The following is a 16,191-nucleotide window of genomic DNA, read 5'->3' as shown; positions in this document are numbered from 1 at the left end:
ACATATTTATCATTATTAACTTTATGATGAAAAAATATTGATTTTGAAAATTGTATGTACACAACAAACAATTAATGTATAATAGGAATAATTTCGGAGTCAGGAGGGATGAGATTTGAAGAAATTTATGACGTTATCAATCACTTTGAAAACAAGACTAATAGCGGATTTCATCTTGAATGTAGCAAGTCAAGCGATTTTACCCTTTATGGCTTTATATCTAACGAGCAAAACAAATGCGGTTTTTGCCGGTGCCTTTTTAATGACAAATATTGTTGTTAGTTTTTTCGTGTCTTTTCTAGGTGGATACTTAGGAGACAATTATAATAGGAAGAGAGTCGTTAATTATATACATTTCTTATATGCTATATGCTTAATTATATTAAGTATAACTGTAACTATGGACGGTATCGGTTTAATTATTTTTTGTGCTACTGTATTTATTTTTGAAATTTTATTTGCGGCGAGTCAACCTATTTTTGAAGCGGCTATCATGGATGCGATATACGAAGAGGTAAGGGAATATGTATATCAAGTTAATTATTGGATGTTTAATATTAGTACGGCGATAGGAATGATGTTAGGTGCATTACTATACTTAGGTCACAAGCATTTATTATTTATTATGTTCTTCTTCGCTATGTTAGTGAGTTGGTATTTATTTGAAAAATATTATGATGTAGAACAAATTTATAATAAAAAAGAGCCACTGACCTCTCGCTTTAAACATTTTGTGAATAGTTATCATGTTGTGCTAAAAGATAAATACTATATGATTTTTAATTTAGGAATGATGCTGGTTTTTATGGCAGAACTCAGTTTAAATTCGTATGTCGTAGTAAGATTGAAAGATGAGTTTGAAGCCTTTCATTTTTTAGGATTTTACATAGATGGCGTAAGGATGTTTACTGTCATTATGATTATCAATACGATCGTGGTAGCGACGTTAACTTTTACAGTGAATCGACTTATAGCGCAAACTTCTAAAAGAGCGGTCTTTATCATCGGTATAGTATTGTATACGGTTGGTTATAGTGTATTGACGTCAGCCAGTGCGTTTTGGATATTGTGTTTATTTGCAATCATTGCCACGTTAGGAGAATTAATTTATTCACCAATTCAAAATGCGCAACGCTTTTTAATGATACCTGATGACAAGCGCAGTACGTATTCTACATTTGGTATGGTCTCATATTATGGTGCCAATGTATTATCTAGATTCGGATTAATTTTGGGTGCGTTTTTACTGCCATGGATGATGTCAGTCTATGTTGCAGTAGTTGTATTAATCGGTTTTGTTTTACTTTACTATGCTTTATTCTTTAACCCCAATATAGAAACAAGATAATAAAAAGACTGTATTAGAGTATTGTGGAAAAATGAACAATATCTAATGCAGTCTTTTATATTGCAAAAGAAATACCGATAGAGAGTAATAAATAAAATAAATTACATACAAATGCAATTTTAACCCATGGCGTAACAAAATAATTTTCTTTTTTTGCTTGCGTCGGTTTGAAAAACTCATCATTTTCGAGTGTGTCTTTATGTTTTTTGTTAGTAAGTTGATATTTTAGTCTTCTAAAACCATAACTTGTAGGATCTAAAATACCTTCTTGAACAACGATAACGATAAAGAAGATGATAGCCAATGCAATGGAAATATAGAAAAAGGTATTGATATAAAGTACTAACGTATGTGAAGTAAATAACCAGACTAATAAAGAGAGTATAGGTGTAAAAATAACCCAAATCAGTAAACTTCTTATGTATTTCATATTAACTCCTCCAATTATACAATAAATTTATTGTAACTTAATAAACCTAAAAAATGAATATAAACTTCTATAAATTCAATTATATCAACACTTGTATAAGACTATAAAATAAATTGTTTAAAAATTCTTTAATAATGTAAAGCAAAACAATATTGCTTTACGCGTAAAGGAAAAGTATAATGTTAATAAATATTCTGAATATTTTAAAGGGAATGTTTATTCTGAATTTAAAGGGGGATAAAATATGCTTAAGTATGTTTTAAAGCGTTTGGGATATATGATTTTATCATTATTCATAATCATTACGATTACATTTTTCTTAATGAAGCTTATGCCAGGTTCACCATTTAATGATGAAAAATTAAATGAAGAGCAGAAGCAAATTTTAAATGAAAAGTATGGTTTGAATGAACCTGTACCAGTACAGTATGCAAGTTATTTAAAGAATGTCGTTACAGGGGATTTTGGTAACTCATTCCAATATGATAACCAACCTGTGTGGGACTTAATAAAACCAAGATTATTACCATCGCTTGAAATGGGACTGACAGCTATGGTTATTGGTGTGATATTAGGGTTGATTTTAGGGGTTATAGCAGCAGTACGGCAAAACAGTTGGGTCGACTATACAGCCACCGTCATTTCGGTTATTGCAGTATCAGTACCATCATTTGTTTTAGCAGTATTGCTACAATACGTATTTGCAGTTAGATTACAGTGGTTACCGGTTGCAGGTTGGGAAGGCATATCGACCGCGATACTGCCATCATTAGCACTATCGGCAGCAGTATTAGCAACGGTGGCAAGATACATAAGAGCAGAGATGATAGAAGTTTTAAGTTCGGATTATATCTTGTTAGCACGTGCAAAAGGTAATTCAACAATGAGAGTACTATTTGGACATGCATTACGGAATGCATTGATACCGGTTATTACGATTATTGTGCCGATGTTAGCAAGTATCTTAACTGGTACTTTGACAATTGAAAATATTTTCGGTGTGCCAGGGTTAGGGGACCAATTCGTGAGATCAATCACTACGAATGACTTCCCAGTTATCATGGCGACGACAATTTTATTCAGTACATTGTTTATTGTCTCCATTTTCATTGTAGATATTTTATACGGTTTAATTGATCCGCGTATCCGTGTACAAGGGGGTAAAAAATAATGGCTGATAAAAGAGATGAAAAATTAACAGATGATCATTCAAATGCAGTTATGACACATACTTCAGAAGGTATACCAGCATCTGATTTTATTAGAAGCAAGAATGACATTGAAAAAGAACCGGAAATGCAAAGAGAAAGTAAAAACTTTTGGCAAGATGCATGGACGCAATTGAAACGAAATAAACTAGCGGTAGTTGGGATGATTGGTTTAATCCTTATCGTACTACTCGCATTAATTGGGCCTTTAATAAGTTCACACGATTTTGCTGAACAAGATGTAGATAGACGTAACTTACCAGCTAAAATACCTGTGCTAGATAAAATACCATTCTTGCCATTTGATGGTGAAGGCGCAAAAGGTGTCGATGCTTATAAAGAAGCAGGCGTTACAGAAAACTTTTGGTTTGGTACAGATCAGTTAGGTAGAGATTTATGGTCAAGAACTTGGCAAGGCGCGCAAGTATCCTTATTTATAGGTGTAGTAGCAGCTTTGCTCGATATATTTATAGGTGTTGTGTACGGGGCAATATCAGGGTTCTTTGGCGGACGGATAGATAATGTCATGCAGCGTATTATAGAAGTAGTTGCTTCGATACCTACACTGATTGTGGTTATCTTATTCGTATTAATTTTCGAGCCATCTATTTGGACCATCATTTTAGCCATGGCACTTACCGGCTGGATTGGTATGAGTCGTGTGGTACGTGGTGAATTCTTAAAGTTAAAAACACAAGAATTTGTCTTGGCATCTACAACATTAGGTGCATCAAAATTAAAATTAATATTCAAACATATTTTACCTAATACACTTGGCGTTATCGTAGTAACTTCAATGTTTACAGTGCCAAATGCCATATTCTTCGAAGCGTTCTTAAGTTTCATTGGTATTGGTGTACCAGCACCTAAGACGTCATTAGGTTCGTTAGTAAATGAAGGTAGAGCAATGCTGTTAATTCATCCGCATGAATTATTTATACCAGCAGTAGTATTAAGTTTATTAATTTTATTCTTCTACTTATTTAGTGATGGATTACGCGATGCATTTGATCCTAAAATGCGCAGATAATAAAAGGGGGCAACATTTATGTCAGAACGAGTATTAGAAGTGAATAATTTGCATGTTTCCTTTGATATCGACGCTGGGGAAGTGCAAGCGGTTAGAGGTGTTGATTTCTTTGTCGATAAAGGTGAAACGCTAGCAATTGTTGGTGAATCTGGTTCGGGGAAATCAGTAACAACGAAAGCAATCACTAAATTATTTCAAGGTGATGCAGGGAGAATTAAAAAAGGTGAAATTAATTTCTTAGGTGAAGATTTAGCAAAGAAATCAGAACAAGAATTAATTAAACTTAGAGGTAAAGATATATCTATGATTTTCCAAGATCCAATGACTTCTTTAAACCCAACGATGAAGATTGGCAAACAAGTTATGGAACCATTGATGAAGCATAGAAATTATAATAAAACAGATGCGAAAAAACGTGCTTTAGAGATATTAAATTTAGTAGGTTTACCCAATGCAGAAAAACGTTTCTCTGCTTATCCGCACCAATTCTCAGGTGGACAAAGACAAAGAATCGTTATTGCAACAGCACTTGCATGTGAACCTAAAGTATTAATTGCTGATGAACCAACAACTGCTTTAGATGTAACGATGCAGGCACAGATTTTAGAGTTAATGAAAGAGCTCCAAGATAAAATTAGTACATCAATTATATTCATCACACATGACTTAGGTGTGGTTGCGAATATCGCAGATCGTGTCGCAGTAATGTATGGTGGTCAGATGGTAGAGACCGGAGATGTAGATGAAATATTCTATGATCCTAAACATCCATACACTTGGGGATTATTATCATCAATGCCAGATTTAACTACAGGTTCAGAAACAGAATTGTTAGCTATTCCAGGAACACCGCCAGATTTATTACATCCACCTAAAGGAGATGCTTTTGCAGAGCGTAGTCAATTTGCATTAGATATAGATTTTAAGACGCCACCTCCTTGGTTTCAAGTATCGCCTACACATTTTGTGAAATCGTGGTTGTTGGACGAACGTTCCCCTCATGTCGAGCCACCAGAAATGGTGAAAAAGCGTTTACGTAAAATGCCGAATAATTACGATAAACCTCAACAAGTAGAAAGGGTGTCGTTCGATGGAGAATAATAAAGATGTGCTATTACAAGTGAAAAACTTAAAACAATATTTTAATGAAGGTAAGCGAAATGAAGTTAGAGCCATCGAAAATATTTCTTTCGATGTGTTTAAAGGGGAAACATTTGGCTTAGTAGGAGAGTCAGGCTGTGGTAAATCAACTACAGGTAAAGCCATTATTAAATTGAATGATATTACAGATGGAGAAATTCTATATGAAGGCGTAGATATTCAAAAGATTAAAAATCGTAAAGACTCATTGAAATTTAATAAAAAAATACAAATGATCTTCCAAGATCCCTATGCATCATTAAATCCACGTTTAAAAGTTATGGATATCGTAGCTGAAGGTATTGATATACATAAACTTGCTTCCGGTGTTAAAGATCGTAAGAAACGTGTTTATGACTTATTGGAAACAGTAGGTTTAAGTAAAGAGCATGCCAACCGTTACCCGCATGAATTTTCTGGGGGACAACGTCAACGTATTGGTATTGCACGTGCATTAGCAGTTCAGCCAGAGTTTATTATCGCTGATGAACCGATATCTGCATTAGACGTTTCTATCCAAGCACAGGTTGTAAATTTGTTATTAAAATTACAGAAAGAGCGAGGTATTACATTCTTATTCATTGCCCATGACCTTTCAATGGTGAAATACATTTCTGACAGAATTGCAGTGATGCATTTCGGTAAAATCGTTGAGTTAGGTAGTGCTGATGAAATTTATCATCATCCTATGCATCCTTATACCAAATCTTTACTTTCTGCTGTACCTCAGCCAGACCCTGAAAGTGAAAGAGTGAGAAAGAGAACAGTTTTTAAAGAAGACGCAGAAAACAATGACAAACGTTCATTGCATGAAGTACGACCAAACCATTATGTATTTACAACAGATGAAGAAGCGGAAGCACTGCAATCTGAAACACATGAAACGTCTGTATAAAAGGGGAAAGGGGGATTACGATGAAAAAAATTAAGTTATTTACGATACTTATTGCGCTGACAGTAGTATTAGCAGGTTGTGGTAGTGCTGAAGGTATATATTCAGATAAAGGACAAGTATTCAGAAAAGTATTATCGCAAGATATTACGTCATTGGATTCAGCATTGGCAACGGATACAGTGTCATTTGATATGTATAACCAAATTTATGAAGGTCTATATACATTAGATAAAGATGATAAAGCGCAACCAGGTGTGGCTAAAGCATTGCCTAAAGAAAGTAATGGCGGTAAAACTTTAACAATTGAATTACGTAAAGACGCAAAATGGTCGAATGGGGATCCAGTTACTGCGCATGACTTCGAGTTTGCCTGGAAGCGCGTAGTGAATCCTGAAACAGCATCTGAGTATGCCTATATTATGTACGATTTGAAAAATGCGGAAGCTATTAATATGGGTAAAAAAGATGTAGATGAATTAGGTGTAAAAGCACTAGATGATCATACGTTGAAGGTGGAATTAAATAAACCAATCCCGTATATTAATGAAATGTTTGCTTTTGGTACATTTATGCCACAAAATGAAAAAGTTGTGAAAAAACATGGTCAGCAATATGGTACTACAGCTGATAAAACAGTGTTTAATGGACCTTTCAAGATAGATCAATGGAGGGTTGAAGATAAAATTCAACTTGTAAAAAACGAAGATTATTGGGATAAAGAAGCGGTTCATTTAGATCGCGTTAATTATAAAGTATTAAAAGACCAACAAGCAGGTGCGTCTTTATATGATACAGGCTCTGTTGATGATACTGTTATTACAGCGGATCAGGTTGATAAATATGAAGATAATGCAGGTTTGAAAAAACGTTTATTAGCAAGTACATTTTATATCAAATTAAATCAAAAAACTGTACCAGCATTTAAAAATAAAGATATGAGACTAGCAATTTCACAAGCAATTAATAAAGAAGGCTATGTAGATGCTGTTAAAAATGATGGTTCGGAAGCAACAGACGGTTTCACATCTAAATTAACAGCAGAAACACCTGATGGTAAAGATTTTGCGGAAACGATTGATTCGCCATTATCATATAACCCAGAAGCTGCTAAAGCACATTATGAAAAAGCTAAAAAAGATTTAGGTATCAAAGATCTGACATTCACGATGAATACTGAAGATACACCAAGTTCAAAAATTTCAGCTGAGTATATCAAAGCTCAAGTAGAAAAAACGTTGCCTGGTGTCACAATGAAAATTAAACAATTACCATTTAAACAACGTTTGAATCAAGAGTCTTCTGAAACACACGAAGCCTCATTATCTGGTTGGGGACCAGACTATCCAGACCCATTAACATTCTTAAGTATTATGACAACAGGTGCTGCTCAGAATAATACTGGCTGGGGTAGTAAAGAATATGATCAATTAATTGAAGATGCTAATGGCAAATTATTGAAAAAACCGGAAGAACGTAATGCTGCTATGAAGAAAGCAGAAGAAATGATGTTGGAAGATGCACCAGTTGCACCGATATATCAAAAAGGGGAAGCGCACTTAACAAATCCACAAGTTAAAGGCTTAATCTATCACCAAATTGGAGGAGATACATCTCTGAAAAATGTGAGAATAGATAAGAGTATTGATAGAGAAACTGGTGAAAAGAAAGAATAGTTAGTATAGGTTGAAAAATAAAATAAATATTACAAACAGCACATCAACATAAGGTTGGTGTGCTGTTTATTTTTCATATTAAACTAAACTAGTTAGTACTATATGAAATTGAGAAAACATTTCTTGCTCAATTAGTTAAACATGTATTTAAAGCACTGGCTGAAGACTACGGGCTGAGACTGTAATTGTGGAAAGCAAGCACAAAAAATGCCAACAAAGTCACTGACTTTGTTGGCATTTTAATATATTCTAATTAAATAGAATGTGCCCGTTATAATTATCTTTTACGGCCTAAGCCCATAGCTTTTTCCATTTTCTTCAATGTTTTGAAAGAAACTTTTTGAGCTTTATCTCTACCATTATCTAAAATAGTATCTAATTCATCTGAATTAAAGTAGTACTCATATTTTTCTTGAAAATCTGTTAAGAATGTTTTTACGATTTCTGCTAAATCTGATTTAAACACACCATAATTAGAGTCTTTATATTTAAGTTGTAATGATTCTAGAGATTCATCCGTTAAACTAGAATAAATGGATAATAAATTAGAAATACCTGGCTTGTGCTCTCTATCAAATTTTATAATACCATCTGAATCAGTTACTGCACTTTTGATTTTTTTAGCAGCAGTATTTGGTTGGTCAAGTAAGGAAATGAAATTCTTTTGATTATCATCACTTTTACTCATTTTTCTAGTTGGATCCTGTAAACTCATCACACGACCACCCACTTTTGGTATGCGTATTTCGGGTTTAATTAATATATCGTTAAAACGAGAATTAAATCTATCTACTAAGTTTCTTGTTAATTCCATGTGTTGCTTTTGGTCGTCGCCCACAGGGACAATATTCGTGTTATAGATTATGATGTCTGCGGCCATTAACGGTGGATATGTAAGTAAACCTGCTGGAACGCCTTCAGTCTGTTTAGTAGCTTTATCTTTAAATTGTGTCATACGTTCCAATTCTCCAATAGAAGAGATCGAAGTGAGCATCCAACTCGCCTGTATATGCGCTGGTACTTCTGATTGTATGAATAATGTGGATTTCTCTGGGTCGATACCAGAGGCTAAATAAATCGCTGCAAGCTGTCTTGTTTGTTTACGTAACTTCAAACGATCTTGTGGAACAGTAATTGCGTGCTGATCCACGATGCAGAAGAAACAATTGTAATCGTCTTGGACTTCACCAAATTGTTTCAATGCACCAATGTAATTACCAAGTGTTGGAATACCACTGGGCTGGATACCTGAAAATAATGTTTCCATTTTTAGATGCCTACCTTCTAAAATTTAATTTAATACATATTACCTACATTATAACAGTATTTCAATCATTTGTAATTTATGTTAAACTATAGACATATCAATATTTCTATCCGAATTTATTGAGAATTGCTTTTATTTTAAATTTTTTGATAAAAATTAAAGAATTCTCATTTAATTTTAATGTTGAAAGGGTATACTTTGATTGTAAGGTTAAGGAAGACGAAGTTTACTTGAAAGTTTCTTAATCATATAAATATTGAAATCTAATGAATTTAAATTCATGAAAAATAGGAGAGTGAGATGTATGGTAACATTATTTACTTCACCAAGTTGCACATCTTGCCGTAAAGCGAAAGCATGGTTACAAGAACATGACATTCCGTATACGGAGCGTAACATTTTTTCAGAACACTTAACAATTGACGAAATCAAACAAATTTTAAAAATGACTGAAGACGGAACAGATGAAATTATATCTACACGTTCTAAGACTTACCAAAAGCTAAACGTTGATATAGACGCATTGCCGCTTCAAGATTTATATTCAATTATTCAAGATAATCCTGGTTTATTACGTCGTCCAATTATTTTAGACGAAAAACGTTTACAAGTTGGTTATAACGAAGACGAAATCAGACGTTTCTTACCAAGAAAAGTACGTACGTTCCAATTACAAGAAGCGCAACGTATGGTTGACTAAAACAAATCATAATTTACAATATTGGCCATAAAGTAGCATGTTTATGATGTTGCTTTGTGGCTTTATTATATTTAGCATAACAAATAGACTCAGAGTGAAGTCAAATGAACCGATTATTTTATAGTTCAAGACTTTTAAAAACAATGAGCCATTTGATTGAAGAATGATAAAAGTGAAACAGCACTTGGTAATTAGTGCTGTTTTTTTGGCTTATGTTAGGGTATGTGTTAATATAAGAGACCAATTAGGAAATAGTAAAAATTAATGAAACAAATCAATTGTAATTATTACTACGTTCTAATACAATAATGATTACTATTCATCGACTGTAAGGAGTGAGATGATATGAGAATAGAGCGTGTTGACGATACTACTGTTAAATTATTTATAACATATAGTGATATAGAGGCTAGAGGTTTTAAACGTGAGGATTTGTGGACAAATCGTAAGCGTGGTGAAGAGTTCTTTTGGAACATGATGGAAGAAATCAACGAAGAAGAAGATTTTGTAGTTGAAGGTCCTTTATGGATACAAGTACATGCTTTTGAAAAAGGTGTTGAAGTAACGATATCTAAATCTAAAAATGAAGACCTTATTAATATGTCAGAGAATGGTGATAACGAACAACTTGATTATCAAGTGAACGATTTATTATCACAGACGTTTGATCAAGATGATAGTTTAGAAGATTTATTTGAACAACGTCAACAACAAAAAGAAAGCAACCACAATCAAGATAATAATGACCATAAACAACAAAGCACACGTACAGTAATTGTTAAATTTAACGATTTAGAAGAAGTGATTGATTATGCACACCACAACAATCAATCAGTAGATGACTTTGAAGATTTATTATACAGTTTTAATAATATATACTACTATGCTGTTCATTTTGATGAAACAGTGGATCAAGAATCAATTAATGATAGTTATAGTCAATTACTTGAATTCGCATATCCTACTGACAAATCAGAAGTATATTTAAACGACTATGCAAAAATTATTATGAGTCATAATGTTGCGTCACAAGTACGTCGTTATTTCCCAAGTGCGACAGAATAATATAAAATTTTTAATTTAAAATTGAGACCTGTTGAAATTTAATTTTCAGCAGGTCTTTTTGTGTGCCTTATTTTATTTATGTTCAATTACCAGTGGTATATAAATCATTTGCTATCATTACTATATTTTAAAAGTAATGATTCATTTGTAACAGTGTAATAAAATGAGGTGGTAAAATTATGTTATGTGCAAGAAATGAAAGTAACCAAATCATATCAGCAATGATTGCTCAAAAAGGACATCAATATACGTGTCCGCATTGTAATAATAAAGTTATATTTAAAAAAGGCCAATTCATTGCACCACATTTTGCTCATGTAAGTAAAAGGATGCTTACATGCAATAAAGGAGAAACTTATGAACACTATTGTCTTAAATACCAACTTGCTCAATGGTTTGAAAAATATAATTATAATGTTGCCATAGAACCTTATATAACAGGATGTTATCAATATCCTGATTTAATCATAAATCACAGTGTAGCAATTGAAATACAATTTTCACGAATTACGATATCAAATATAAAAAAACGCAGTATATCCTTACAAAAATGTGGGCTAGATGTTGTGTGGGTTATTAATAATCCAAGTTATGATAAGATAACACAAATTTTAATGCTTACAACTTGTGAACGGACTTATATTAATTTAAAAGAGCACCACTTATTTGCTTGGAATGATTACACACAAGAACTGTACAAATATAAGATATTACAATATCTTGGTGGCAAACGATATGTTGCGAAAAGAGAGATTGTTTCAAATGATGCTTTGGTACATACCTCGACTCATGTAGATATGCAATATAACAATTTAACATTAAAGTTAAGTGAAACTGCAATTATTAAATACTTGAAGCATTGTCGTAATAGGCGTTCGGTACTTGAGCCGAGTCTTAGCGTTATGTACCAATTACAATTATCAGAGTCATGGGTAAGTAAACATCTTGGTATCATTTTCCCAGAACAATTATATGTTAAATCTCATCCAGTATATTGGCAATTACAACTTCTATTTATGTTAAAGCATGTACAATATAAGTTAAGTGATTTTATAAAATTAATTGAGTATAATGAATTTTATACAGGGGATGTTAATAAGGAAGAAATTGCTAGGGAAATGGTTAGAAAATTTCAGAAATTGAATTATAGCATTGGACGTAATAACGTGCAAAAATGATTGTTACGTGAGAAAATTATAATAATGAACTTTATAGGAGGTTTACTTAATATTATGACTGAACAATTAACAAGAGAAGAACAAGAACGTAAATACCCTGAATATACTTGGGACTTAACTACTATTTTCGAATCAGATGAAGCTTTTGAAGCAGCATTTAAAGAAGTGGAAAATAACATAGGACAAGAAGAACAATTTAGAGGTCATTTAGCTGATAGTGCAGAAACACTTTATAACGCATTAGCTTTAGAAGACGAACTGGGTTCTCAATTAGAAAAAGTATACGTATATGCTCATCTAAAACAAGATCAAGATACTGCAAATGATAAGTACACGGGATACGAGTCACGTGCACATCAACTTATTATTAAATTTAGTTCTGGATGGAGTTTCTTAGTTCCAGAAATTTTACAAATTGATGAAGCACAAATCCAAAATTTCATTGAATCTAATGATGATTTAAAACGTTATGCATTTGATTTGAAACTGATTAATGAAAAACGACCTCATGTTTTAAGTGCAGATAAAGAAAAATTACTTACTGAGGCACAAGATGCTTTAGCAACATCAGATAATGTATATGGTATGTTTAGTAACGCTGATTTAGAATTTGAAGATGCAATTGATAAAGATGGGAATCATCATTCATTAACTCAAGGTACGTTTATAAAATGTTTAGAATCAGATGATCGTATTTTACGTAAATCTGCATTTGAAAATTTATATAAAGCCTATGGCGCATTTAACAATACATTAAGCGCAACTTTAGCTGGCGAAGTGAAAAAGAATGTGTTTAATGCCAAAACACATAATTACGAAACTGCAAGAGCAGCAGCATTAAGTAATAATCATATACCAGAAGAAGTATATGATAATTTAGTTAAAACTGTGCATAACTACTTACCATTATTACATCGCTATACGAAATTACGTAAAGACTTATTAGGTTTAGAAGATATGAAGATGTACGATCTTTATACACCTTTAGTTAAAGATGTGAAATTTGAAATGCCGTATGAAGAAGCTAAAGATTGGATGGTAAAAGCTTTACAACCTATGGGCGAAGAATATATGAAAGTTGTTGAAGAAGGGTTAAATCATCGCTGGGTAGACGTATACGAAAATAAAGGTAAACGCTCAGGTGGTTATTCTTCAGGTGCGCATTTAACTAATCCCTTTATATTATTAAATTGGTCCAATACAGTGAGTGATTTATATACATTAGTGCATGAATTTGGTCACTCTGCACATAGTTATTTCAGTCGTCAAAACCAACCAGCCAATTCAAGTGGTTATACAATTTTTGTAGCAGAAGTAGCTTCTACATGTAATGAAGCATTGTTAAGCGACTATATGGACAAACATTTAGATGATGAACGTAGACTATTATTACTTAATCAAGAACTTGAACGTTTCCGTGCAACATTATTTAGACAGACAATGTTTGCTGAATTTGAGCATAAGATTCATCAAATCGAAGAGGCAGGAGAACCACTTACAGCAAATCGTATGAATGAAGAATACGCAGAATTGAATAGACAATACTTTGGTGATTCTGTCGAAACAGATGAAGATATTAGTAAAGAGTGGTCAAGAATTCCTCACTTCTATATGAATTATTATGTGTATCAATATGCAACTGGATATAGTGCGGCTCAAAGTTTAAGTCGTCAAATTTTGGCTGAAGGCCAACCAGCAGTGGACAGATATATTAATGAATTCTTGAAAAAAGGTAGCTCAGATTACCCAATTGAAATACTTAAAAATGCAGGTGTAGATATGACAACTCCTGAACCAATTGAACAAGCTTGCCAAGTATTCGAACAAAAATTAGACGCTTTTGAAAAGCTTATGAAAGCTTAGTGTGAATGTATTCGTTTTCAATATGACAAGTTTGTGACAAAGTGATTTTATTTAAACTAAAAGGTTGAAAGACGCATTTTAGCGTGTTATATTATAAACATGAAATTAATCACATAACAAACATACCCCTTTGTTTGAAGTGAGAAAATTTCTCCCATCCCCTTTGTTTAGCGCCGTGTAATCAGACACGGCGTTTTTTTATATCCTTTTTTAATTAAATTCAAAAATATGAATAACTATTCGTTTGACTTTAAAAAATTAAAGTTATAGAATTAACTTGTACTTAAAATAAATACAAGAAAGAGGTTGTATAGATGAAATTAGCAGTTGTAGCAGCAAATGGTAAAGCAGGGCAACTCATTACAAAAGAAGCCTATGATAGAGGGCTAGACGTGACTGCCATTGTAAGAAGTTCAAATAAAACAGTAGCAGATCAAGTGATTCAAAAAGATTTATTCTATTTAACAATGGCTGACATTGCAGAATTTGATGTAGTTATCGATGCTTTTGGACAACCTGATGAAAATAAATTAGATGAACATAGTAAATCAATGAAACATCTAGGTGATTTAGTAAGTAACAGCAGCAAGCGTTTGTTAATTATTGGCGGGGCAGGTAGTTTGTATGTAGATGAAGCACATACGCTGAAGTTGATAGACGCACCAGATTTTCCTGACCAATTTAAAAAGATTAGCCAAGCACAAATCAAAACACTAGAAGAAATACAAAAACGAAAAGATGTAAAATGGACATTTGTTTGTCCTGCGCCAGATTTTCAATATAATGGTGAGAAAACTGGAGAATATAAATTGAGTGCAGACGAAGTTATTGGTTCAAATGTAAGTTATGCAGATTTTGCTCAAGCAATGGTAGATGAAGTAGTAGATGCACAACATATCCAACAACGTTTTGCAGTATTTGCGAAATAAAATAATAATGAAAACTTTAGTAAGATGAGACTATGTCTCAACCCTGAAATATAAATAGTGATTTGGACCGATACTTGTGGAAAAGTACTAGAAGAAGATTATAGATTGAAGCTGTACTAGCGAAAAGTACGCACAAAAAATGCCAACAAAGCCTGTGACTTTGTTGGCATTCTGAGATAGCCTTTAGGGCTATCTTTTTATTTGTTAAAAAGTGTGGTTATCTGTTTATTTCACATTCAAATTTTAGATCTCCAAAATTTTCCATCTGGAGATTTAAGTTTTTCTATCTTTTGTTGCAGTGCTAATTTTTTAAGTTCTTTATTCATTAATTTTTCAGGCCATTCATAAATGGTAAGTAACTCTTCTTTAGTAACTAATTGCTGTTGTTGTATATAACCTTCGAGTGTAGGCGGTAATTTTTTTTCAATAGGTGTTCCAATTAGTTCATTTATGATATACGTATAGATGTGATAAGGATAGAGACCTTCAACTTTCAATCCTTCTTCGTGAACGTCTTCATTAAAGAATACAAGTGAAGGCGCTTCTTCAATCTCCATTTCTCGTGCAATATGCAAGTCTACTTGTAAGCTTTCTTTTAAATAGCTACTATGCAAATCTTCTTTAAAGACTTCATAATCTAACCCTGCATTACTTATGCAATTATTGACCATTGATTCAGTGATTATATCTCTTTTTGGTATAATTTCATTTTGTACAAGGTGTATAAAACGTTCAGCACGTATGCGTCCTTGAAGTTCAGCAGCCTTATATGCGAGTGCAATATTATCTAAGTCCGATGTGCTCTGCGCTTGGCATTTTGTTAAGACACGTAAAGATGGATTTAATATATGTCTTATACTGATATATTGCTTATACTCTATACGCAATTTAGAGAGAATTGCTGATAATTTGAAGCAATCTTTACTGAATGGGTCGAAAAAAGAATAAATTTCTATCTTACTCACAGGTGAAAGATTCGCATCTTCACGACTATTAGCATGTATTAATTTTAATTCTTCAGTCATGTACATTTCACCTACAATTAGTTTTCGGTATTAACCATATGATTCGCTGTTAAACGCAATCTTTCATACAAATAATCGCCGACACCTGCTTGGAAATCTGCATGCTGAATAGCACTATACATATTTTCAAGCCATGCGTCGCGTTCGTTGTTTGTTATTATAAACTCCATATGACGTCTTTTTAACATTGGATGACCATGTTCTTCTGAATAAAGGCTTGGTCCGCCTAAAAATTGAGTCAAGAATTGTTTTTGTTTTCTACTTGTTTCTTGAAAATCTCCAGGAAACAAATGGTTAATTCTGTCATCTTTTTCCACTAAAAAATAGAAATGGTCAATCATCTTATATAATGCTTCATGTCCAATGATTTCGTAAGGTGTCTGTGTCATTTTATCACCATATTCTCTTAATATATAACTAATATAACACGAATATTTACA

15 protein-coding genes are annotated in these 16,191 nt (G+C 32.9%); 11 read left to right on the top strand and 4 right to left on the bottom strand.

Annotated elements, in window-relative coordinates; translation table 11 throughout:
• Positions 1–115 precede the first annotated feature (115 nt).
• Positions 116–1,348 (top strand): MFS transporter, encoded by a 1,233-nt coding sequence (locus AAA453_RS11560; protein WP_427705100.1) that lies wholly within the window; start codon positions 116–118, stop codon positions 1,346–1,348.
• Positions 1,349–1,403: 55 nt separating this feature from the next.
• Here AAA453_RS11560 and AAA453_RS11555 read toward each other — a convergent pair whose 3' ends face one another.
• The gene (locus AAA453_RS11555; RefSeq protein WP_427705097.1) at positions 1,404–1,778 is read right to left on the bottom strand and encodes a DUF3899 domain-containing protein; all 375 of its coding nucleotides are present in this window, start codon (positions 1,776–1,778) and stop codon (positions 1,404–1,406) included.
• Positions 1,779–2,022: 244 nt separating this feature from the next.
• On the opposite strand from AAA453_RS11555, the gene opp3b reads away from it, so the two are divergent.
• From opp3b to AAA453_RS11530, 5 genes are read left to right on the top strand one after another with little or no spacing between them, the layout of a single operon-like run.
• Positions 2,023–2,949, top strand: a complete 927-nt coding sequence (gene opp3b, locus AAA453_RS11550) for an oligopeptide ABC transporter permease (protein ID WP_057512701.1) — start codon at positions 2,023–2,025, stop codon at positions 2,947–2,949.
• Positions 2,949–4,016 (top strand): oligopeptide ABC transporter permease, encoded by a 1,068-nt coding sequence (gene opp3C, locus AAA453_RS11545; protein WP_427705095.1) that lies wholly within the window; start codon positions 2,949–2,951, stop codon positions 4,014–4,016. The genes opp3b and opp3C overlap by 1 nt, the downstream gene beginning before the upstream one ends.
• Before the next feature lie 18 nt (positions 4,017–4,034).
• Positions 4,035–5,117 (top strand): ABC transporter ATP-binding protein, encoded by a 1,083-nt coding sequence (locus AAA453_RS11540; protein ID WP_427705092.1) that lies wholly within the window; start codon positions 4,035–4,037, stop codon positions 5,115–5,117.
• Complete coding sequence (locus tag AAA453_RS11535) at positions 5,107–6,051, top strand: ABC transporter ATP-binding protein (RefSeq protein ID WP_427705089.1); 945 nt, start codon at positions 5,107–5,109, stop codon at positions 6,049–6,051. Before AAA453_RS11540 ends, AAA453_RS11535 begins: the two co-directional genes overlap by 11 nt.
• A gap of 20 nt (positions 6,052–6,071) precedes the next feature.
• Positions 6,072–7,724, top strand: coding sequence for a peptide ABC transporter substrate-binding protein (locus AAA453_RS11530; RefSeq protein ID WP_427705086.1), 1,653 nt, complete (start codon positions 6,072–6,074; stop codon positions 7,722–7,724).
• A gap of 277 nt (positions 7,725–8,001) precedes the next feature.
• Here the strand turns inward: AAA453_RS11530 and trpS are convergent, their stop codons facing one another.
• Positions 8,002–8,991 (bottom strand): tryptophan--tRNA ligase, encoded by a 990-nt coding sequence (trpS, locus tag AAA453_RS11525; RefSeq protein ID WP_427705084.1) that lies wholly within the window; start codon positions 8,989–8,991, stop codon positions 8,002–8,004.
• Between the two features lie 304 nt (positions 8,992–9,295).
• Here trpS and spxA point away from each other — a divergent pair, with 304 nt between their 5' ends.
• From spxA to AAA453_RS11500, 5 genes are all read left to right on the top strand, one after another.
• The gene (spxA, locus tag AAA453_RS11520) at positions 9,296–9,691 is read left to right on the top strand and encodes a transcriptional regulator SpxA (protein WP_002483765.1); all 396 of its coding nucleotides are present in this window, start codon (positions 9,296–9,298) and stop codon (positions 9,689–9,691) included.
• A 345-nt stretch (positions 9,692–10,036) separates the two neighbouring features.
• Positions 10,037–10,756, top strand: coding sequence for an adaptor protein MecA (mecA, locus tag AAA453_RS11515; RefSeq protein WP_285322872.1), 720 nt, complete (start codon positions 10,037–10,039; stop codon positions 10,754–10,756).
• A 179-nt stretch (positions 10,757–10,935) separates the two neighbouring features.
• Positions 10,936–11,934, top strand: coding sequence for a competence protein CoiA (locus tag AAA453_RS11510; RefSeq protein WP_427705081.1), 999 nt, complete (start codon positions 10,936–10,938; stop codon positions 11,932–11,934).
• Positions 11,935–11,988: 54 nt separating this feature from the next.
• Complete coding sequence (pepF, locus tag AAA453_RS11505; protein ID WP_277575799.1) at positions 11,989–13,797, top strand: oligoendopeptidase F; 1,809 nt, start codon at positions 11,989–11,991, stop codon at positions 13,795–13,797.
• A 314-nt stretch (positions 13,798–14,111) separates the two neighbouring features.
• The gene (locus AAA453_RS11500) at positions 14,112–14,726 is read left to right on the top strand and encodes an NAD(P)-dependent oxidoreductase (protein ID WP_427705078.1); all 615 of its coding nucleotides are present in this window, start codon (positions 14,112–14,114) and stop codon (positions 14,724–14,726) included.
• Positions 14,727–14,962: 236 nt separating this feature from the next.
• Here the strand turns inward: AAA453_RS11500 and yjbH are convergent, their stop codons facing one another.
• Positions 14,963–15,751, bottom strand: a complete 789-nt coding sequence (gene yjbH / locus AAA453_RS11495; RefSeq protein WP_069833067.1) for a protease adaptor protein YjbH — start codon at positions 15,749–15,751, stop codon at positions 14,963–14,965.
• A gap of 17 nt (positions 15,752–15,768) precedes the next feature.
• Complete coding sequence (locus AAA453_RS11490) at positions 15,769–16,140, bottom strand: truncated hemoglobin YjbI (RefSeq protein WP_427705075.1); 372 nt, start codon at positions 16,138–16,140, stop codon at positions 15,769–15,771.
• Positions 16,141–16,191 lie beyond the last annotated feature (51 nt).

Source organism: Staphylococcus parequorum (assembly GCF_039237145.1).
Classification (GTDB): Bacteria; Bacillota; Bacilli; order Staphylococcales; family Staphylococcaceae; genus Staphylococcus; species Staphylococcus equorum_A.
This window is presented reverse-complemented; position numbering and strand designations above follow the sequence as displayed.